We start from the raw sequence: 19,036 nt of genomic DNA, 5'->3' as shown, positions 1-19,036 counted from the left end.
TTTTTTCCTCGCTTCCCGGAAAGGGGCGATTTTCGTCATAGAATAGCGGTCTTCCGCGGGAATAGCTCAGTTGGTAGAGCGCAACCTTGCCAAGGTTGAGGTCGCGAGTTCGAGTCTCGTTTCCCGCTCCAATTCAAGAAGAAAAGGGAAGCTCACGCTTCCCTTTTTTCTCGACGGAGTTCGGCGCGGTAGCAAAGCGGTTATGCACCGGATTGCAAATCCGTGTAGGTCGGTTCGACTCCGGCCCGCGCCTCCAACACAAACAAGCACTCAGCGCAGCAATGCCTGAGTGCTTTGTTTTTGGGGCTGGGCGGCAGGGCAGGGCGGGGCTAGCATGCCTCGATGGCCTGTCGACGCTCGTGGCTCCTGTACCCGCTGGGCTTGCTGGCGGGCTGTGCAGCCCTCCTGCCCGGGGCTGACGTTTCCTTCCAGGAGATCGCGTTCGCGGTTGCGCCCGAAGCGGCCGTGCAGGTCCCTGAAGGCATGGGCTGTATTGCATCCAATGACCGCGGTTCCTGGCACTTCCAGGCGCCGGGTGCCGTCCGGGTCAAGCCATCGATGCAGCCGCTGCAGGTCATGTGCCACCTGGCGGACGGCGCGTCGGCGGCGATGGCGCGCATCCGCCCGCAGGGCGCCCAGGTCGAGCGGGCGGACCGGGCCGCCGGATTCGGCGCAGGGGTCGGGGTGGGCGCCGGTGCCGTCGTCGGGGCCGGCCTGGCGGCCTTTGCCGGCGTCGCAGCCGGCGGACTCATGCTGCCCCTGATGCTGGAGGGGTACGCCATCGGCGACGGCCTGGGCGGGGCGATCGGCGCCGCCACGGCCGGTTCGGGGACCCGGGGAAGGTTCGCCTATCCGCCCCACATCATCCTCAAGGTCGAGATTCGCCGCCCCTTCCTTTTCGTTGCGCCGCAACCCTGAGTCGCACTTTGGTTCTAGGCTGCTTCAATGGTAAAAATGACTACTTTGTGTTAGGCTAATTCGGAATCGCTAGCCCATCCTTCTGGGTTTTTCGTGGCCTTATTCCGTTATTTCCTCGTCCTGGCCCTGTTCGTCGCGAGCTTGGCGGCACGCGCGACGGACAGGCCTTTGCGGGTCGCCGTCCTCGACAGCTCGGTGCCCATGTCCTACCGCGACGCCAAGGGCGAGCTCACCGGTTTCACCATCGGCATCATCCGTGCCGTCTGCGAAGAGCTGCGCGCCACCTGCACCTACAAGGTCATCACCCTCGACAAGGTGATCGATGGCCTGCTCGCCGACGAGTTCGACATTGCCGCCATCGGCCTGCTCGACACCCCCGAGCGCCGCGCCAAGGTGCTCCTGAGCAAACCCTTCTTCCGCTCGCGCTCCATCTGGTTCACCAAGCGGGGCGTGCGCCCGGGCGCGCCGGGTGCGCGGGTGGCGGTGGTCGCCGGCTCCGCTCAGGAAGCCTATGTGCGCTCGCGGGGCTGGGTCGTCGAGCCGCTGCGCAGCAACGACCAGGTCGCGCAGGTGCTGCAGGCGGACCTGGCCGATGCGGGGCTGGTCCCCATGCCCACCGCGATCGCGCTGATCCAGCAGCCGGGCTTCGAGAAGCTCGGCCTCATGTCGCAGGCCCTCGATGCCCCCGGACTCGGCGGCGACGCCTGCTTTGCCATCTCGCCCCGGCAGCCGGAGCTCAAGGTCCGCGTCGATGCGGCGCTCGACCGAATCCGGCGCGATGGCCGCCATGACAAGATCAATTCGCAGTTCCTTCCGTTCCGGATCGACTGACGGCCTGACGCGATGACCCCCGTGGCACCGACCGTGGAAGCAGGCGTAGGCACGGGGCGGCTGCTGGCGGTCATGGCGGTGGTGGTGAGCCTGCTGTTTGCCGTCGGGATCGGACTGATCGCGTGGGACCAGCGCCGGGTGCTCTCCGAGGCGGCCCGCATGCACGACGAGACCCTGCCGCAGATGCGGCGCCACCAGCAGCTCGCGCGTAACCTCGAGCGGCTCCATGAGGAGGGCGAGAATGTCTTCGCCTCCACCTCGCCGGAAGGCCGCCAGCAGGCCCTGTTCATGGTCAAGCTGATCGCCGCCCACCCCAGCCTGGTGGACGACAGCCGGGCGCGCGAGATGGCAGCGCAGTCCCAGCGGCTGCTGCAGGCCGCGGTCGAGCGCGCCGAGGTGGATCCCGCTGCCCTGGGCCGGCACCGGGAGGCCTGGCGGCAGCAGTCCCGGCAGCTGGCCCTGCTGGTGGACGAGCTCTTCAACGACAGCGTGAACCTGGCCGCAGCGGACCTCCAGCGCGTCTCGGACCGCATGGAGGGCGCGCGCAACAAGCTGTACGTCGTCCTGCCCCTGTTCATCGCGACGGTCCTGTTCCTGCTGTGGCAGGTGCACCGCCTGCTGGTCCGACCCCTGCTCGGCATGAACCGCGTCCTGTCGCGCCTCGACACTGTGGATCCTGCTCTCGAGCTGGAGCGGTCTCCGCTGCGCGAGATCGCCGCCGTCCAGGCCGCCCTCCGCGCGCTGCGCGAGCTGCTGGCGCAGAAGGAGCAGAGCCGGGTCGCGCTGGAGGAGCTGGCGAGCCAGGACGACCTGACCGGCCTGCTCAATCGCCGCAAGTTCATGGAGATGGCCCAGGCCGAGATCAGCCGCGATCACCGGCACCGCCGGCCGGTGGTGGTGGTCATGGCCGACATCGACCAGTTCAAGGCCATCAACGACACCTACGGCCATGCAGCCGGCGACCGGGTGCTCAAGGCCTTCGCGGCGCTGCTCAAGGGCGGCCTGCGCGAGACCGATGTGGTGGGGCGCATCGGCGGCGAGGAGTTCGCCCTGGTGCTGCCGGAGGTCGCGCCGGAGATCGCGGCGCGGCTGGTGGAGCGCATCCGGCAGCAGTTCGCCCAGCGTCCGATCGACCTGGGCGAGGGGCGCACGCTCCACGCCACTTTCAGCGCCGGCATCGGCGATGCCTCCGATGTGTCGCTCGACGCCGCCCTGCGCCGCGCCGATGCCGCCCTCTACGAGGCCAAGGCCCAGGGACGCAACCGGGTGCAGATCGCGCCCGGTTAGGCGCGCCTGGGGGCCGGTGCGTGGCTCAAGCCGGCAGGCCGACGGTGCCGGCCTGTTCGTTGCGCCGGTCTCGCTGACACAGGCCCTGCGAGCGAGTCATTGCGTCGGCTTTCAAGAGGCCCGAAAAGTGATGTATACTTGCGGCTTCCGCGGGAATAGCTCAGTTGGTAGAGCGCAACCTTGCCAAGGTTGAGGTCGCGAGTTCGAGTCTCGTTTCCCGCTCCAATTCAAAAAGGAGAAGCTTAGGCTTCTCCTTTTTTCTTTGCGCATCTGAATTACATTGGCCACTGCTGGCCTCGATGGTGAAATTGGTAGACACAGCGGACTTAAAATCCGCCGCCCTTTGCCGGGCGTACCGGTTCGATTCCGGTTCGAGGCACCATCCGGTCAGGCAGCGTTCCGGCGCGAGAGCATCATGTCCCATTACAACGCCCCCTTCGAGATTCATGTGCACGGCGACGTGCCGCTGCGCGCGGACGTGACGTTCGCGCAGTTGCAGGAGGCGCTCAAACCCCTTTGGAAATACATCGGCGCCAAGTCGCTGGCCGATGCCGCCGAGAGCGCCTACGAAGAGGAGCCGGGCATCCGCTTCGATGCCACCGCCCACCTGCTCACCATGTGCTGGACCCTGTCCGGCGACGAGGACTTCCGCCAGGCGCTCGACGAGATGTGCATGAGCCTCAACGAGCTGGCGTCCCAGGGCGCCGCGGTCGAGGTCACCTTCTACGACACCGAGTTCGACGAGGAGGAGGCCCCGCCCGAGGAGGACTCGCGCGACGATTTCCTGATGCTCTTCGTCGGCCCCACGCCGGCCGCGATCATGCAGGTGCAGCGGGACCTGCTGGTGGAGGACGTGATCCACCTGATGGAGCGCCACTTCGATGCCTCCGAACTGGGGGGCGTGGTCGCCGAGGTCGATCGCCTGTTCAGCCAGCGCTTCGACGCGCTGGTGAGCTCGCTGGAGCTGGGCAAGCCGCCGCGCGGCAGTGGCGGGCCGGGCTCCGGGGGCTCGCACGGCGGTGGCCGACGCCCGCGGCACCTGCACTGACCCCCCCCGCATCGCTGCCCAGGCCGGACTCGTTCCGGCCTTCGCGTTCCTGGACCCCGGTGGCGCTGGGCTATCCTCGCGCGATGCCTCCCGATTCCGTGAATTCCGCCCTGCGCCCGGGCGTGCGCCGGCGCGAAGTCTTCGGCTGGGCCATGTACGACTTCGCCAACTCGGGCTACACGACCGTGGTCATCACCGCGGTGTTCGCGGCCTATTTCGTCGGCGGCATCGCCGGCAAGGCGCCCTGGGCCACCTTCGCCTGGACGGCGGCGCTCAGCGCCTCCTACGCGATCGTGATGCTCACCATGCCGACCCTCGGCGCCTGGGCCGACCTGCGCGCGGCCAAGAAGCGGCTGCTGATGCTGGTGACGGCCGGCTGCGTGGTGTCCACCGCGGCGCTGGCCCTGGCCGGGCCCGGGCAGGTGGCGCTGGCCATCGTGCTGGTGGTCATCTCGAACACCTTCTACGCCTGGGGCGAGTCGCTGACCGCGGCCTTCCTGCCGGAGCTCGCACGGCCCGAGGCGATGGGGCGCGTGAGCGGCTGGGGCTGGGGACTGGGCTACCTGGGCGGCATGCTCACGCTGGGGCTGTGCCTGGCCTATGTGCTGCACGCGCAGGCCCGGGGGCTGCCGGCCTCGCACTTCGTGCCGGTGACGATGGGCGTGACGGCGTTCATGTACGGTGCGGCGGCGCTGGTCACCTTCGCACTGCTGCGCGAGCATGCGCAGCCCGACCCGCAGGCGCCGCAGCGCGCGGGCCTGCGGGCATCGCTGGCGCAGCTGCGGCGCACCTTCGCGCAGGCCCGGCGCTTTCGTGACTTCATGTGGCTGATGGCCTGCGCGGTCTGCTACCAGGGCGGGGTGGCGGTGGCGATCGCGCTGGCGGCGATCTACGCCGAGCAGGTGATCGGCTTCGCGCCGCAGGAGACCATGGTGCTGATCTTCGCGCTCAACGCCGCGGCGGCCGCCGGCGCCTTCGCCTGGGGCTACCTGCAGGACCGCATCGGCCACAAGCCGGCGCTGGCCCTCACGCTGGTGGGCTGGATCCTCACCTGCGTGCTGGCCGCCTCGGCCCAGGGCAAGGATGAGTTCTGGTGGGCCGCGGGCCTGGCGGGCCTGTGCATGGGCTCCAGCCAGTCGGCGGGCCGGGCGATGGCGGGGCTGTTCGCGCCGCCGGCCCAGCTGGCCGAGTTCTTCGGGCTGTGGAGCGTGGCCATCCGCCTGGCCTCGATCGTGGGACCGCTGATGTACGGGGCGATCACCTGGGCCACCGGGGGCAACCAGCGCGTGGCCATCGTGGCCACCTCGGGGCTGTTCGTCGCGGGACTGGCGCTGCTGGCGAAGGTCGACGTGGCGCGCGGACGCGCGGCCGCGGTGGCGTCCGGCGCCTAGTCGCCGAGCCAGCGGCGTGCCGCCGCTTCCAGTGCGGGCGGCGGGCCCGAGCAGGCGAGGGTGAGCCGGCCCCGCTGCGGGCCGGGCGCGAGCAGGCCGGCCTGTTCGAGCAGGCGACGCGCCTGCCGGGCCACCGGCTCCCCGGTCTCGAGGATGGCCACGCCGGGACCGGCGAGGCGCTCGATCACGGGCAGGGCGAAGGGATAGTGGGTGCAGCCGAGCACCAGGGTGTCGATGCAGCCGGCGGCCGGGCCCAGGGGGCCGAGCGCGCCGATGTACTGCGCGCACAGGGACTCGATGCGCGGCGCGTCGTCGGCCTCGATGGCGGCGGCCAGGCCGTCGCAGGGCTGGAGCACGAACTCGGCCTGCGCGGCCAGCGATTCATGCAGCATGCGGAACTTGGCGCTGGCCAGCGTGCCGCGCGTGGCCAGCACGCCCACGCGCCCGGTGCGGGTGGCGCGGGCCGCGGGCTTGAGCGCAGGCTCGACGCCCACCACCGGCACCTGCGGCCAGCGCGCCCGCACCGCGGCGATGGCCGAGGCGGTGGCGGTGTTGCAGGCCACCACCAGCAGCTTCACGCCGCGCTGCTCGATCAGGTCCTGCGCCACGGCCAGCGTGCGTTCCTGCACGAACGCGTCGCCGCGCTCGCCGTAGGGCACCCAGGCCGTGTCCGCGAAGTAGACGACGTCCTCGTGCGGCAGCTCGCGCCGCAGCGCGCGCAGGACGCTGAGGCCGCCGATGCCGCTGTCGAAGACGCCGAGGGGGGCGCTCAAGGCGTCAGGCCGCGGCGACCGAGATGCCCTTGAACTCGCCGGAGGCGATGCGCTTTTGCCACTCGGCCGGGCCGGTGATGTGGGCGCTGGTGCCGCCGGCGTCGACCGCCACGGTCACGGGCATGTCGACCACGTCGAACTCGTAGATGGCTTCCATGCCCAGGTCCTCGAAGCCGACCACCTTGGCCTTCTTGATCGCCTTGGACACCAGGTAGGCGGCGCCGCCCACGGCCATCAGGTAGGCGCTCTTGTGCTTCTTGATCGCCTCGATGGCGACCGGGCCGCGCTCGGCCTTGCCGATCATGGCGATCAGGCCGGTCTGGGCCAGCATCATCTCGGTGAAGCCGTCCATGCGGGTGGCGGTGGTGGGGCCGGCGGGGCCGACCGCCTCGTCCTTGACCGGATCGACCGGGCCGACGTAGTAGATGACCCGGTTGGTGAAGTCCACCGGCAGCTTCTCGCCCTTGGCCAGCATGTCCTGGATGCGCTTGTGCGCGGCGTCACGGCCGGTGAGCATCTTGCCGTTCAGCAGCAGGGTGTCGCCCGGCTTCCAGCTGGCGACTTCGGCGGGGGTGAGGGCGTTCAGGTCGACGCGCTTGGACTTCTTCGTGTCGGGCGTCCAGTCGACGTTGGGCCACAGGTCCAGGCTCGGCGGCTCGACGTAGGCGGGGCCGGAGCCGTCGAGCACGAAGTGGGCGTGGCGGGTGGCCGCGCAGTTGGGGATCATGGCCACGGGCTTGGAGGCCGCGTGCGTGGGGTACATCTTGATCTTGACGTCCAGCACGGTGGTGAGGCCGCCCAGGCCCTGCGCGCCGATGCCCAGGGCGTTGACCTTCTCGTGCAGCTCCAGGCGCAGTTCCTCGACCTGGGACAGCTTCTCGCCCTTGGCGGCCTTGGCCTGCAGCTCGTACATGTCGATGTCGTCCATCAGGCTTTCCTTGGCCATGAGGACGGCCTTCTCGGCGGTGCCGCCGATGCCGATGCCCAGCATGCCCGGGGGGCACCAGCCGGCGCCCATGGTGGGCACGGTCTTGAGGACCCAGTCGACCACCGAGTCGCCCGGGTTCAGCATGACCATCTTGCTCTTGTTCTCGGAGCCGCCGCCCTTGGCGGCCACCGTCACTTCGACGGTGTTGCCGGGGACGATCTCGGTGAAGACCACCGCGGGCGTGTTGTCCTTGGTGTTCTTGCGGGCGAACTGCGGGTCGGCCACGACCGAGGCGCGCAGGGTGTTGTCGGGGTGGTTGTAGCCGCGACGCACGCCTTCGTTGATGGCGTCGTCGAGGCTGCCGGAGAAGCCCTCCCAGCGCACGTCCATGCCGACCTTGAGGAAGACGTTGACGATGCCGGTGTCCTGGCAGATGGGGCGGTGGCCCAGCGCGGACATCTTGCTGTTCGTGAGGATCTGGGCGATCGCGTCCTTGGCGGCGGGGCTCTGTTCACGCTCGTAGGCGCGGGCCAGGTGGGCGATGTAGTCGGCCGGGTGGTAGTAGCTGATGTACTGGAGTGCCGCGGCGATGGATTCGATCAGGTCGGCCTGCTGGATGCTCGTGGTCATGGCGTGGGGAGGGGGGAGGGTTTGACTCGGCGCCGATTATCTCAGCGCCGGCTTCCCCCCTCCTGACCGGCTTCCCGGCGCGGCCTTCAGGCCTTGTCGATCAGGAAGTCTTCCTTGGTCTTGCCGGCCGCCAGCAGGGGGCGCATCCAGTTCGGCGGCTGGCCGCGGCCGCTCCACAGCTCACCGTTGGGGCCGCGGTACTTGGGCGCGGCGGTCTTGCCCTTGTCGGCGCGGATGCCGCGCGTGCGCTTGCCCGGGGCGCCGGCCTGGGCCGGCTGGCGCGAGCGGACCTCGGCCAGCACGTCCTGGATGCTGTAGCCGACGGCGCCGGCTTCGGCGAGCCAGTTCGTGACCATGGTCTTGAGCTCGCTGCGCTTGCGATGCTCGAACTTCTCGCTGGCGGCGTCGGCGAGCTTCTTGAGGGTGGCGAGGTCGATCCGGTCGAGGTCGATGTCGCCGAGGTTCAAGCCATTTCCATTTGCCATGCTCCGCTCCTTCAAGGGTTATTTGCTGATCAATTCAAAAAGGGTTTTGGGGTTTTCTTCAAATACCCGCCGCGCCGCACTATAAAAGGTTTTGAGAAAAATCCGGCGCCGGGTTTTCTCCTGTTTCAACCGGTCGCCGGATCACGGGCCGGGAATGCCCAGAATGAATCCTTTTCTCCTCCGGAGGGATGCCATGGCCACGCGACGCGAACAGGACAGTTTCGGCCCCATCGAGGTACCTGCCGACCGGCTCTGGGGCGCGCAGACGCAGCGCTCCCTGGCTTTCTTCGACATCTCCGGCGAGCGCCAGCCGCGCGAGATCATCCTGGCGCTGGCGCGGATCAAGCGGGCCGCCGCGGTGGTGCACCGCAACCTCGGCCTGATGCCGGCGGACCGGGCCGAGGCCATCGCCGCCGCCGCCGGCGAGGTGCTGGCGGGCCGGCATGACGCGGAGTTTCCCCTCGTGGTCTGGCAGACCGGCTCGGGCACGCAGACGAACATGAACCTCAACGAGGTGCTCGCCAACCGTGCCAGCGAGCTGCTGGGGGGGCCGCGCGGGGCCGGTCGCCGGGTGCACCCGAACGACGACGTGAACATGAGCCAGTCGTCCAACGACGTCTACCCCGCGGCCATGCACCTGGCGGCGGTGGAGGGCATCGAGCGGCGCCTGCGCCCCGCGCTGGCCGGCCTGCGCGCCACCCTGGAGGGCAAGTCCCGTGACTTCGCCGGCATCGTCAAGATCGGCCGCACCCACCTGCAGGACGCCACGCCCCTGACCCTGGGCCAGGAGTTCGGCGGCTACGCCGCCCAGCTCGCCCAGGCCGACCGGCACCTGCAGGCGAGCCTGCCGCACCTGTGCGAGCTGGCCCTCGGCGGCACCGCGGTCGGCACCGGGCTGAACGCGCCTGCGGGCTACGCGCAGGCGGTGGCCGACGAACTCGCCCGGGACACCGGCCTGCCCCTGGTCACCGCGACCAGCAAGTTCGAGGTGATGGCCGCGGCCGATGCGCTGGTGCATGCCCACGGCGCGTTCAAGGGCCTGGCCGCCAGCCTCACCAAGATCGCCAATGACGTGCGCTGGCTGGCCAGCGGCCCGCGCTGCGGCCTCGGCGAGATCCGCATCCCGGAGAACGAGCCGGGCTCCTCCATCATGCCGGGCAAGGTCAACCCCACGCAGTGCGAGGCCCTGGCCATGGCCTGCTGCCAGGTGTTCGGCAACGACGTGGCCGTCAACCTGGGGGGCGCCTCCGGCCACTTCGAGCTGAACGTGTACCGGCCGCTGATCGCCCACGGCGTCCTGCAAAGCATCCGCCTGCTGGCGGACGGTATGCGCAGCTTCGACCGGCACTGCGCCCAGGGCATCGAGCCCGACACGGCGCGCATCGCCGACCTGGTGGGACGCTCGCTGATGCTGGTGACGGCGCTGGCGCCCCATGTCGGCTATGACCGCGCCGCCGAGATCGCCCGCAAGGCGCACCGCGAGGGCAGCAGCCTGCGCGAGGCCGCCCTGGCGCTGGGGACCGTGACCGGCGAGGAGTTCGACGCGTGGGTCGACCCGGCCTCGATGACCTGAGCCGCGGCAACCGCCGATGCCGTCATGGGCATTTTGATTCTTAGTACGGCTGTGCTACTTTGTGCGGGTGGACCACTCTTCCGTACGCATTGGTGGCCTGGCGTCCGACCCGGCCGGGTGGTGGCGTCGTGCATTCGCCTGGCTGCGACCGTTCCTGCCGGTCGTGCCCCTGCGCGAGGCCTTGCTGCTGACGGCGTTGACGGCCGGCGTCTTCGCGGTGGCCTTCCTCGGTTTCACGCGCATGTTCTCCGAGCCGCGCATCGACGCGGCCGGCAGGCACCTGTCGGCCGAGTTCGGCGCGCTGGCGGAAGCCTACGACCGGCTGCCCGAGGTCCAGCGCGAGGCCTTCCTCGACGCCGTCGTGGCCGGGGGACGGGGGCGGATCGCGCGTGACGACCCGCTCCCCTGGGGGCTGGTCGAGCCCGCGGACGAGGCGACGGCCGTGGTCCTCCATCGCATGCGCAACCTGCTGCCGGTCGGCCGGGTGGGGTTGACGAAGGGGCCGGGCGGGCAGCAGATCTGGCTGGCCCTGCCGGCGCGAGGGGGCGGCTGGACCTGGCTGCGCGTGAGCGTGCCGTCCAGGCCGGCTGACTGGAGGGCCGCCGTGCTGGTGTCGCTGGCCCTGCTGGTCGCGGTGGGCGCGCTGGGGTCGGCCTTCCTCGCGTGGCGGCTGCGGCACCGGGTCGGCTGGATGCGCCGTGAACTCGAGCACCTCGAGACCGCGGGGGCGGGCCTTGCGTCTGCGAAGGGGCCGCGCACCGCGGCCCTTGCGGCCGACGACCCGCAACCCCACCTCTCGGCGCTGGCGGCGCGGCTGGCGCAGGCGAGCCGCGAGCGGGCCAGCCTGGCCGTGGCCGTGGCCAGCGACCTGCGCCACGGTCTCGTGCGGCTGGCCGGCTCCGAGCCGTCGCTGGCCTCGCCGCAGGCAGCGCAGGGCGTGGCGCGCCTGGAGGATGCGCTGGCCCGGCTCGATGCCGTCGCCGCGGCTGCAACGCCGGAGAAGCGTTCCGGTGCAGGCGCTCCCGCGCTGCGCGCCTCCCGCGCGTCCCCGCCCTGGCGCAGCCTGGTGGGTGACGTGGTGATGGTCACGGCGCTGTTCGTCCTGGCGATCGCCCTGGGGGGACTGGTGGTCACCCGTGTCGTGGCCTCGCCCCGCGCGCAATCCGCGGCAGAGACCATGGATGTCGTCGTCACCGGCATCCAGGCGAGCTACCGTGCCTTGCCGGCAGAGCACAGGGCGGCGTACCTCAAGGCCTTGTCGCTGTATGGCGGCGGGGCCGTGCAGGTGGACGACCCGGCGCGCTGGACGATCGCGCCGCCGCGGCTCTGGCTTGCCCAGAAGGCGGTGGAGTCGCTGCGGCAGCGACGGCCGGACCTGCCGATCCTCATCACGCCGTTCCCGGACTCCTTCCTCTGGGTCCAGCTCGAGGATGGCGACGGCCGCAGGCAGTGGATCCGCTTCAGCAGCCCCGTCTTCGTGCCGATGCAGGGGGTGGCCCTCGGCGCGCTCGGACTGCTCCTGGTTGCGGCGGCGGCCTTGGTGGTCGCGCGGGCGCGCCAGCGCCTGGCATGGTTCAGCCGGACCATCGACGCCGCGGACCCGCTCGTCGCACCGGCCCCGGCCGACGACGAGGAAACAGGGGCGGTCGACCCGGCGATGCAGGCGATGCGCCGGAGCATCCAGCGCGCCGCAGGCGCCCTGGCCCGAGGGCGTGACAAGGAGGAGCTCGGCCTGGCCCTCCTGGGCGAGGCGCTGGCCGAGGCGCTGGCGGCCTTGCGGGAGGCGATCCCGCGCGCGGCCGAGGCGGCTGGCACCGCCGAGTGCCTGGAGGCGATGGCCCGGCGGGTGGCGCAGCTGGACCTGTTCGCGGCGCGCCGGCAGGACGCGGGGGAGCTCGCCACCGACATCAATGGCGAGCTCGGCGCGCTGCGACCGCTGCTGTCGGGCGGGGATGGGCCGCCGCTGCTGTGGACGTTCGGCGGTCTGCCCCTGGCCGACATTCCCGCGGCGGAGGCGCGCCGCCTGTTCCTCTACCTGCTGGACGAGGTGGTGCGGCATGGGGACGCGCCGATCGAGATCTCGACCTCGCTCGAGGCCAGCCGGATCGTGGTGCGCATCGCCGGCCACGCCCACGGCCCCGCCGAGCCGGCCGGCGAGCAGGACGCCGCCGGCCAGGCCCTGGCCGCACGCATCGCCGAGGCCAACGGCGGCCTGGTGCGGCTGACCACCGGACCCGATGGCGGGCGCGTGGCCCAGGCCTGGCTGCGGCCTGCGCGGGTGGGCTAGGGTCTGTCCAGCGCGGGGTCAGTGGTCCGCGCCCGCGGACGGGGCCGGGTGCGACATGAGGCGGTCGGTCAGCGCGATCGCCAGGGCCGACAGCAGGAAGGTGATGTGGATCGCGGTCTGCGCGATCAGTACCTTGTCCGAGTAGTTGTCGGCGTTGATGAAGGTCTTGAGCAGGTGGATCGAGCTGATGCCGATGATCGCGGTGGCCAGCTTGACCTTCAGCACCGAGGCGTTCACGTGGCTGAGCCACTCGGGCTGGTCCGGGTGGCCCTCGAGGTCCATGCGCGAGACGAAGGTCTCGTAGCCGCCCACGATCACCATGATCAGCAGGTTGGAGATCATCACCACGTCGATCAGCGCCAGCACCACCAGCATGATCACGGTCTCGTTCAAGCCCGCCAGAGGCGCCGTCGACTTGTAGCCGATGCTGGTGACCAGCTTGTCGAGCGCGGCCTGGCTGCCGAACGCGGCCTCGAGCAGGTGGACCAGCTCGACCCAGAAGTGGAAGACGTAGACCGCCTGGGCGGCGATCAGGCCGAGGTAGAGCGGCAACTGCAGCCAGCGGCTGGCAAAAATCAGGTTCGGGAGGGGACGAAGGGGACGTTGGGGTTGCATGGCCGGGATTGTAGGTAGGCCGTATGGACAGGCCGTGACACCGGCGGGTGCGGCCGCCTGAGTCAGAGCCCTGTAAGTCCCCGGAATGACAGTTGCGCCCGGACTCAAACCACGACGGAGACATGCATGAGTGCTATCGAATCGGTGCTGGTGGAAAACCGCGTTTTCCCGCCCTCTGAGGCCACCGTCAAGGCCGCGCGCATCAGCGGCATGGCCGCCTACGAGGCGTTGTGCCAGGAGGCCGCCAGCGACTTCGAGGGCTTCTGGGCCCGCCTGGCCCGCGAGAACGTGCGCTGGAGCAAGCCCTTCACCCGGACCCTCGACGAATCCAACGCCCCCTTCTACAAGTGGTTCGACGACGGCGAGCTGAACGCCTCGGCCAACTGCCTGGACCGCCACATCGGCACCCCGGTCGAGAACAAGACCGCGATCATCTTCGAGGCCGACGATGGCGCCGTGACCCGGGTCACGTACAAGGAGCTGCTGGCCCGCGTGAGCCAGTTCGCCAACGCGCTGAAGGCCCAGGGCATCAAGAAGGGCGACCGCGTCGTCATCTACATGCCCATGACCATCGAGGGCGTGGTGGCGATGCAGGCCTGCGCGCGCATCGGCGCCACCCACAGCGTGGTGTTCGGCGGCTTCTCCTCCAAGGCGCTGCACGAGCGCATCGTCGACGCCGGCGCGGTGGCCGTGATCACCGCCAACTACCAGATGCGCGGCGGCAAGGAACTGCCCCTCAAGAGCATCGTCGACGAGGCGATCGGCCTGGGCGGCTGCGACACGCTCAAGACCGTCATCGTCTACAACCGCACCAAGACCCCGGTGAACATGGTCGCCGGCCGCGACAAGACCTTCGAGGAAGTGCTCGCCGGCCAGTCCACCGAGTGCGCCCCGGTGCCCGTGGGCGCCGAGCACCCGCTGTTCATCCTCTATACCTCCGGCTCCACCGGCAAGCCCAAGGGCGTGCAGCACGCCACCGGCGGCTACCTGCTGTGGGCCAAGCTCACCATGGACTGGACGTTCGACCTCCAGCCGAACGACATCTTCTGGTGCACCGCCGACATCGGCTGGATCACCGGCCACACCTACATCGCCTACGGCCCGCTGGCCGCCGGCGCCACGCAGGTGGTGTTCGAAGGCGTGCCCACCTTCCCGAACGCCGGCCGCTTCTGGCAGATGATCGAGGCCCACAAGGTCACGATCTTCTACACCGCGCCCACCGCGATCCGCTCCCTGATCAAGGCCGCCGACTCCGACGAGAAGGTGCACCCGAAGAACTGGAACCTGTCCACGCTGCGCCTGCTCGGCTCGGTGGGCGAGCCGATCAACCCGGAAGCCTGGATGTGGTACCACAAGAACATCGGCGGCGAGCGCTGCCCGATCGTGGACACCTTCTGGCAGACCGAGACCGGCGGCCACATGATCACCCCGCTGCCGGGCGCCACGCCGCTGGTGCCGGGCTCGTGCACGCTGCCCCTGCCGGGCATCGCGGCGGCCATCGTCGACGAGCAGGGCGGTGACATGCCCAACGGCGCGGGCGGCATCCTGGTGGTCAAGCGCCCGTGGCCGTCGATGATCCGCACGATCTGGAACGACCCCGAGCGCTTCAAGAAGTCCTACTTCCCCGAGGAGCTCAAGGGCTACTACCTGGCCGGCGACGGCGCGGTGCGCAGCGCCGACCGCGGCTACTTCCGCATCACCGGCCGCATCGACGACGTGCTGAACGTCTCTGGCCACCGCATGGGCACGATGGAGATCGAGTCCGCGCTGGTCGCCAAGACCGACCTGGTGGCCGAGGCCGCCGTGGTGGGCCGCCCGGACGACCTGACCGGCGAGGCCATCTGCGCCTTCGTGGTGCTCAAGGGCGGCGTGCCGACCAACAGCGACGACGCCAAGAAGCTCGCCAACGAGCTGCGCAACTGGGTGGCCAAGGAGATCGGCCCGATCGCCAAGCCCAAGGACATCCGCTTCGGCGAGAACCTGCCCAAGACCCGCTCCGGCAAGATCATGCGCCGCCTGCTGCGCTCCATCGCCAAGGGCGAGACCATCACCCAGGACACCTCCACGCTGGAGAACCCGCACATCCTGGAGCAGCTGGCGAAGTCGCTGTGACGGCGCAGGGGAGGGCCGGCCAGGGCCCTCTCCCTCCACTGCCGAAAAGACAAAACCCGCCGGAAGGCGGGTTTTTGCTTGGGGGCGGGCCGGATTACTTCTGGCTCATGACCCACGCCGCCAGCTTCTTGGCCTCGGCGTCGCTGACCTGGGTGTTCGCGGGCATGGGGACCGGACCCCAGACGCCGCTGCCGCCCTTGACGATCTTGACAGCCAGCTTGTCGACGGCGCCCTTGTCGCCGGCGTACTTCGCGGCGACTTCCTTGTAGGAAGGACCGACCAGCTTCTTGTCGACGGCGTGGCAGGCCATGCAGTTCTTCGACTGGGCCAGGGCCTGGTCGGCGAAGGCCGGGGCGGACAGGACGGAGGTCGCGGCAAGGGCGAGCAAGATGCGCTTCATGGGGGGCTCCAGAGATGTGTCGGATGGTTGATACGCGTCAAACGGCATTCTACCGGCGACGGTTGACCACCCCAGGCGGAGTACGGTCAAATGTCATGCAAGCGTTGTACACGCGCCCTCCTGAAGACTGCTATGTACCTCCTCGGACTCGGCCTCGTCCTCGTGGCCCTCAAGCTGCTCGAACTCGGCCCCGTGGCCGACTGGTCCTGGTGGGCCGTGCTGATCCCGTTCCCGCTGGCCGCCCTGTGGTGGACCTGGGCCGACTGGTCCGGCTACACCAAGCGCGTGGCGATGGAGCGCGAAGACGCGCGCAAGCGCGACCGCATCGCCCGCGCGCAGGCGCCGACCGGCCTGCCGCCGCGGGAGCACCCCGGCCCGCGCTGAGCCGGGGGCTGTTCAGCCTCAGAAGTTGTCAAGCACCGCGCCCTTGCTGGCGCTGGCCGCGTTGAACGCGAACTTGGCCTGCACGCCACGCGTGTAGCGCGGCGCCGGGGCCGTCCAGGTGGCGCGGCGCTTGGCCAGTTCCTCGTCGCTCACGTGCAGCTGCAGCAGCAGCTGGTGGGCGTCGATGGTGATGGTGTCACCTTCGTTGACCAGCGCGATGGTGCCGCCGGCGGCGGCCTCGGGGGCCACGTGGCCCACCACCATGCCCCAGGTGCCGCCGGAGAAGCGGCCGTCGGTGATCAGGCCCACGCTCTCGCCCAGGCCCGCGCCGATCAGGGCGCCGGTGGGGGCCAGCATCTCGGGCATGCCCGGGCCGCCCTTGGGGCCCAGGTAACGCAGCACCATCACGTCGCCGGCCTTGATCTTGCCGTCCAGGATGGCCTTGAGCGCCGACTGCTCGTCGTCGAACACGCGGGCCGGGCCGGTGATGACCGGGTTCTTCAGGCCGGTGATCTTGGCGACCGCACCCTCGGGCGAGAGGTTGCCCTTGAGGATCGCGAGGTGGCCCTGCTTGTACATGGCGTTGTCGATGGTGTGGATCACGCCCTGGTCGGGCGGCGTGTCCGGCACGTCCTTGAGCACCTCGGCGACGGTCTGGCCGGTGATGGTGATGCAGTCGCCGTGCAGCAGGCCGGCGTTCAGCAGGATCTTCATGACCTGCGGGATGCCGCCGGCCTCATGCAGGTCGACCGCCAGGGCCTTGCCGCTGGGCTTGAGGTCGCACAGCACGGGGGTGCGCTGGCGGATGCGCTCGAAGTCGTCGATGGTCCACTCCACGCCGGCGGCGTGGGCGATGGCCAGGAAGTGCAGCACCGCGTTGGTCGAGCCGCCGGTGGCCATGATCACCGCGACCGCGTTCTCGATCGACTTGCGGGTAACAATGTCGCGCGGCTTGATGTCCTTGCGGATCGCCTCCAGCAGGACCCGGGCCGATTCGCGGGCCGAGGCCACCTTCTCCTCGTGGACGTTGGCCATGGTGGAGGAGTAGGGCAGGGAGATGCCCAGAGCCTCGAAGGCCGAGGACATGGTGTTGGCGGTGTACATGCCGCCGCACGAGCCGGTGCCGGGGATGGCGTGCTGCTCGATGTCCTTGAGCTCCTGGTCGGAGATCTTGCCGGCGGCGTTCTCGCCCACGGCCTCGAACACGGAGACGATGTTCAGGTCCTGGCCCTTCCACTTGCCCGGCAGGATGGTGCCGCCGTAGACGTAGATGGCGGGCACGTTGGCGCGCAGCATGCCCATGAGGCCGCCGGGCATGTTCTTGTCGCAGCCGCCGATGACGACCACGCCGTCCATCCACTGGCCCTGCACGCAGGTCTCGACGCAGTCGGCGATGACCTCGCGCGAGACCAGGGAGTACTTCATGCCCTCGGTGCCCATGGCCATGCCGTCGGAGATGGTGGGCGTGCCGAAGACCTGCGGGTTGCCGCCGGCCTCGACGATGCCCTGGACGGCCGCGTCCGCCAGGCGCTGCAGGCCGCTGTTGCAGGGGGTGATGGTGCTGTGGCCGTTGGCCACGCCGACCATGGGCTTGCCGAAGTCGGTTTCCTTGTAGCCCATGCCGTAGTACATGGAGCGGTTCGGGGCGCGCGACTTGCCCTCGGTGATGTTGCTGCTTCGCAGGTGCATCTGGATCGGCTTGGTGTCCATGGTGTCTCTGGGGAGTCTGGGAGTAGTTGGAGTCTCGTTGAGGCGGCTGCCGCGGCGCGCGGCAGCCCGCCATTGTCGCACCGGGGCCGGGCACAATCGCGCGCATGCTGACCTTCCCCTCCATCGACCCCGTCGCCCTCCAGGTGGGGCCCCTGGCGATCCACTGGTACGGGCTGACCTACGTGGCGGCGTTTTCCCTGTTCCTGCTGCTGGCGCGCCGGCGCCTGCGCCACGAGCCCTTCGCCTCGGTCACCGGCCCGGGCGCCTGGAGCGCGCGGGACGTGGAGGACATGCTGTTCTGGGGGGTCGTCGGGGTCGTCGTCGGCGGCCGGCTCGGGTATGCGCTGTTCTACAAGCCTTCCTACTACGCCGCGAATCCGCTGGAGATCCTGGCGGTGTGGCGTGGCGGCATGAGTTTCCACGGCGGCATGCTGGGCGTGATCGCCTCGCAGTGGTGGTTCGCCCGCGCGCGCGGCAAGCCGTTCTGGCAGGTGATGGACCTGGTGGCGCCCTGCGTGCCGCTGGGCCTGGCCTCGGGCCGGGTGGGCAACTTCATCAACGGCGAGCTGTGGGGCCGCCCGGCCGACCCGTCGCTGCCCTGGGCGATGGTGTTCCCCCACAGCGGCTCGCTCGCGCCGCGCCATCCCTCGCAGGTCTACCAGTTCCTGCTCGAGGGCGTGCTGCTGTTCATCCTGCTGTGGCTGTACGCGCGCCGGCCGCGCCGCCCCGCCCAGGTCTCGGCGGCGTTCCTCGCGGGCTACGGCGTGATGCGCTTCATCGCCGAGTACTTCCGCGAGCCCGACGCGCACCTGGGCCTGCTGTCGCTGGGCCTGTCCATGGGACAGTGGCTGTGCGTGCCCATGGTGCTGGGCGGCGCGGCACTGTGGGCCTGGGCCGCGCGGCGCGGGGAGGCGCGCGCATGACCGGCGAGGTGCGCCTGGCGGGCGAGGGCGGTGTCGCGCGGGTGACGCTCTCGCACCCCGGCAAGCTCAATGCGATGTCGCGCGCCATGTGGGTCACGCTGCGCGAGGTGTTCCTGGCGCTGGCGCGCGAGCCGCAATGGCGCTGCGTGGTGATCGAGGGCGAGGGCGAGGCCTTCTGCGCCGGCGGCGACATCTCCGAGTACCCCGGCTTCCGCTTCGACGAGCCGCAGCTGCGCCGCTTCCACGAGGAGGAGGTGTGGGGCGGCCTGTCGGCCATCCTCGCCTGCGACGTGCCCGTGGTGGCCGCGATCCGCGGCGCCTGCATGGGCGCCGGCGTCGAGATCGCCAGCTGCTGCGACCTGCGCCTGGCCAGCGAGGAGGCGCGCTTCGGCGCGCCCATCGCCCGCCTGGGCTTTCCCATGGCCGAACGCGAGGCGCGCCTGGTCGCCCGCGCGGCCGGCGACCTCACCGCGCGCGAGATGCTGCTGGCCGCCGCGGTGCTCGATGCCCGCGAGATGAAGGCCCGCGGCTTCCTCAACGAGGTGCTGCCCGCGGGCGAGCTCGCCCCCCGCATCGATGCGCTCGCGCGCCGGATCGCCGGCCTCGCGCCGCAGGCCGCGCGCATGAACAAGCAGTTGCTGCGCGGCGAGCCGGGGACCTACGCCTATGCCGACAGCGCCGAGCACCGCGAGGGCATCACCGCCTTCCTCGAGAAACGAACGCCCGGCTTCTGACCGGACC

At 70.1% G+C, this 19,036-nt stretch carries 17 protein-coding genes and 4 tRNA genes; 15 read left to right on the top strand and 6 right to left on the bottom strand.

Annotated elements, in window-relative coordinates; genetic code table 11:
- Window positions 1-55: 55 nt before the first annotated feature.
- The 9 genes from ACFQZY_RS00975 to ACFQZY_RS00935 all read left to right on the top strand — a co-directional run bounded on the left by ACFQZY_RS00975 (window position 56) and on the right by ACFQZY_RS00935 (window position 5,475).
- Window positions 56-131: transfer RNA gene (locus ACFQZY_RS00975), tRNA-Gly, on the top strand.
- Window positions 132-182: 51 nt separating this feature from the next.
- A tRNA-Cys gene (locus ACFQZY_RS00970) sits at window positions 183-256 on the top strand.
- 86 nt (window positions 257-342) lie between these two features.
- Window positions 343-918, top strand: a complete 576-nt coding sequence (locus ACFQZY_RS00965; protein WP_377411545.1) for a hypothetical protein — start codon at window positions 343-345, stop codon at window positions 916-918.
- Between the two features lie 93 nt (window positions 919-1,011).
- On the top strand, window positions 1,012-1,749 hold the full coding sequence (locus ACFQZY_RS00960) for a substrate-binding periplasmic protein (protein ID WP_377411543.1): 738 nt from the start codon (window positions 1,012-1,014) through the stop codon (window positions 1,747-1,749).
- A 33-nt stretch (window positions 1,750-1,782) separates the two neighbouring features.
- On the top strand, window positions 1,783-3,036 hold the full coding sequence (locus tag ACFQZY_RS00955; RefSeq protein WP_377411541.1) for a GGDEF domain-containing protein: 1,254 nt from the start codon (window positions 1,783-1,785) through the stop codon (window positions 3,034-3,036).
- 149 nt (window positions 3,037-3,185) lie between these two features.
- Window positions 3,186-3,261 (top strand) — tRNA-Gly (locus ACFQZY_RS00950).
- Between the two features lie 68 nt (window positions 3,262-3,329).
- Window positions 3,330-3,418 (top strand) — tRNA-Leu (locus ACFQZY_RS00945).
- 33 nt (window positions 3,419-3,451) lie between these two features.
- A complete protein-coding gene (locus ACFQZY_RS00940; protein WP_377411539.1) occupies window positions 3,452-4,084 on the top strand; it encodes a DUF6806 family protein in 633 nt (210 codons plus the stop codon).
- Between the two features lie 83 nt (window positions 4,085-4,167).
- A complete protein-coding gene (locus ACFQZY_RS00935; RefSeq protein WP_377411537.1) occupies window positions 4,168-5,475 on the top strand; it encodes an MFS transporter in 1,308 nt (435 codons plus the stop codon).
- On the opposite strand, the gene murI is transcribed toward ACFQZY_RS00935, so the two are convergent.
- The 3 genes from murI to ACFQZY_RS00920 all read right to left on the bottom strand — a co-directional run bounded on the left by murI (window position 5,472) and on the right by ACFQZY_RS00920 (window position 8,291).
- Window positions 5,472-6,248, bottom strand: a complete 777-nt coding sequence (murI, locus tag ACFQZY_RS00930) for a glutamate racemase (protein WP_377411535.1) — start codon at window positions 6,246-6,248, stop codon at window positions 5,472-5,474. The two genes, ACFQZY_RS00935 and murI, sit on opposite strands and share 4 nt — an antisense overlap.
- 4 nt (window positions 6,249-6,252) lie before the next feature.
- Window positions 6,253-7,806, bottom strand: a complete 1,554-nt coding sequence (locus ACFQZY_RS00925) for a fumarate hydratase (RefSeq protein WP_377411533.1) — start codon at window positions 7,804-7,806, stop codon at window positions 6,253-6,255.
- Window positions 7,807-7,892: 86 nt separating this feature from the next.
- The gene (locus ACFQZY_RS00920) at window positions 7,893-8,291 is read right to left on the bottom strand and encodes an H-NS family nucleoid-associated regulatory protein (RefSeq protein ID WP_377411531.1); all 399 of its coding nucleotides are present in this window, start codon (window positions 8,289-8,291) and stop codon (window positions 7,893-7,895) included.
- 193 nt (window positions 8,292-8,484) lie between these two features.
- Between ACFQZY_RS00920 and fumC the strand changes: the two genes are divergently transcribed.
- Together fumC and ACFQZY_RS00910 are read left to right on the top strand one after the other, a co-directional pair.
- A complete protein-coding gene (gene fumC / locus ACFQZY_RS00915; protein WP_377411529.1) occupies window positions 8,485-9,864 on the top strand; it encodes a class II fumarate hydratase in 1,380 nt (459 codons plus the stop codon).
- A gap of 67 nt (window positions 9,865-9,931) precedes the next feature.
- Complete coding sequence (locus ACFQZY_RS00910; protein WP_377411527.1) at window positions 9,932-12,151, top strand: hypothetical protein; 2,220 nt, start codon at window positions 9,932-9,934, stop codon at window positions 12,149-12,151.
- A gap of 18 nt (window positions 12,152-12,169) precedes the next feature.
- Here the strand turns inward: ACFQZY_RS00910 and ACFQZY_RS00905 are convergent, their stop codons facing one another.
- A complete protein-coding gene (locus ACFQZY_RS00905) occupies window positions 12,170-12,766 on the bottom strand; it encodes a YqhA family protein (protein ID WP_377411525.1) in 597 nt (198 codons plus the stop codon).
- 126 nt (window positions 12,767-12,892) lie between these two features.
- Between ACFQZY_RS00905 and acs the strand changes: the two genes are divergently transcribed.
- Entirely contained in the window at window positions 12,893-14,878 is a 1,986-nt protein-coding gene (acs, locus tag ACFQZY_RS00900; protein WP_377411523.1) for an acetate--CoA ligase, read from the top strand.
- 94 nt (window positions 14,879-14,972) lie between these two features.
- Here the strand turns inward: acs and ACFQZY_RS00895 are convergent, their stop codons facing one another.
- Window positions 14,973-15,278, bottom strand: coding sequence for a c-type cytochrome (locus ACFQZY_RS00895; RefSeq protein WP_377411521.1), 306 nt, complete (start codon window positions 15,276-15,278; stop codon window positions 14,973-14,975).
- Window positions 15,279-15,410: 132 nt separating this feature from the next.
- Between ACFQZY_RS00895 and ACFQZY_RS00890 the strand changes: the two genes are divergently transcribed.
- The gene (locus ACFQZY_RS00890; RefSeq protein ID WP_377411519.1) at window positions 15,411-15,662 is read left to right on the top strand and encodes a TIGR04438 family Trp-rich protein; all 252 of its coding nucleotides are present in this window, start codon (window positions 15,411-15,413) and stop codon (window positions 15,660-15,662) included.
- A gap of 18 nt (window positions 15,663-15,680) precedes the next feature.
- On the opposite strand, the gene ilvD is transcribed toward ACFQZY_RS00890, so the two are convergent.
- Entirely contained in the window at window positions 15,681-17,372 is a 1,692-nt protein-coding gene (gene ilvD, locus ACFQZY_RS00885) for a dihydroxy-acid dehydratase (protein WP_377411517.1), read from the bottom strand.
- A 104-nt stretch (window positions 17,373-17,476) separates the two neighbouring features.
- On the opposite strand from ilvD, the gene lgt reads away from it, so the two are divergent.
- Window positions 17,477-18,295, top strand: a complete 819-nt coding sequence (gene lgt / locus ACFQZY_RS00880; RefSeq protein WP_377411515.1) for a prolipoprotein diacylglyceryl transferase — start codon at window positions 17,477-17,479, stop codon at window positions 18,293-18,295.
- Window positions 18,292-19,029: an enoyl-CoA hydratase/isomerase family protein gene (locus ACFQZY_RS00875; RefSeq protein WP_377411513.1), complete on the top strand. Its 738-nt coding sequence runs from the start codon at window positions 18,292-18,294 to the stop codon at window positions 19,027-19,029. The genes lgt and ACFQZY_RS00875 overlap by 4 nt, the downstream gene beginning before the upstream one ends.
- Window positions 19,030-19,036 lie beyond the last annotated feature (7 nt).

Origin of the sequence: Ramlibacter sp. GCM10027632 (assembly GCF_042675325.1) — a bacterium.
Classification (GTDB): domain Bacteria; phylum Pseudomonadota; class Gammaproteobacteria; order Burkholderiales; family Burkholderiaceae_C; genus Ramlibacter.
The sequence above is the reverse complement of the archived record's forward strand: the minus strand, read 5'-3'. Positions and strand labels throughout refer to the sequence as shown.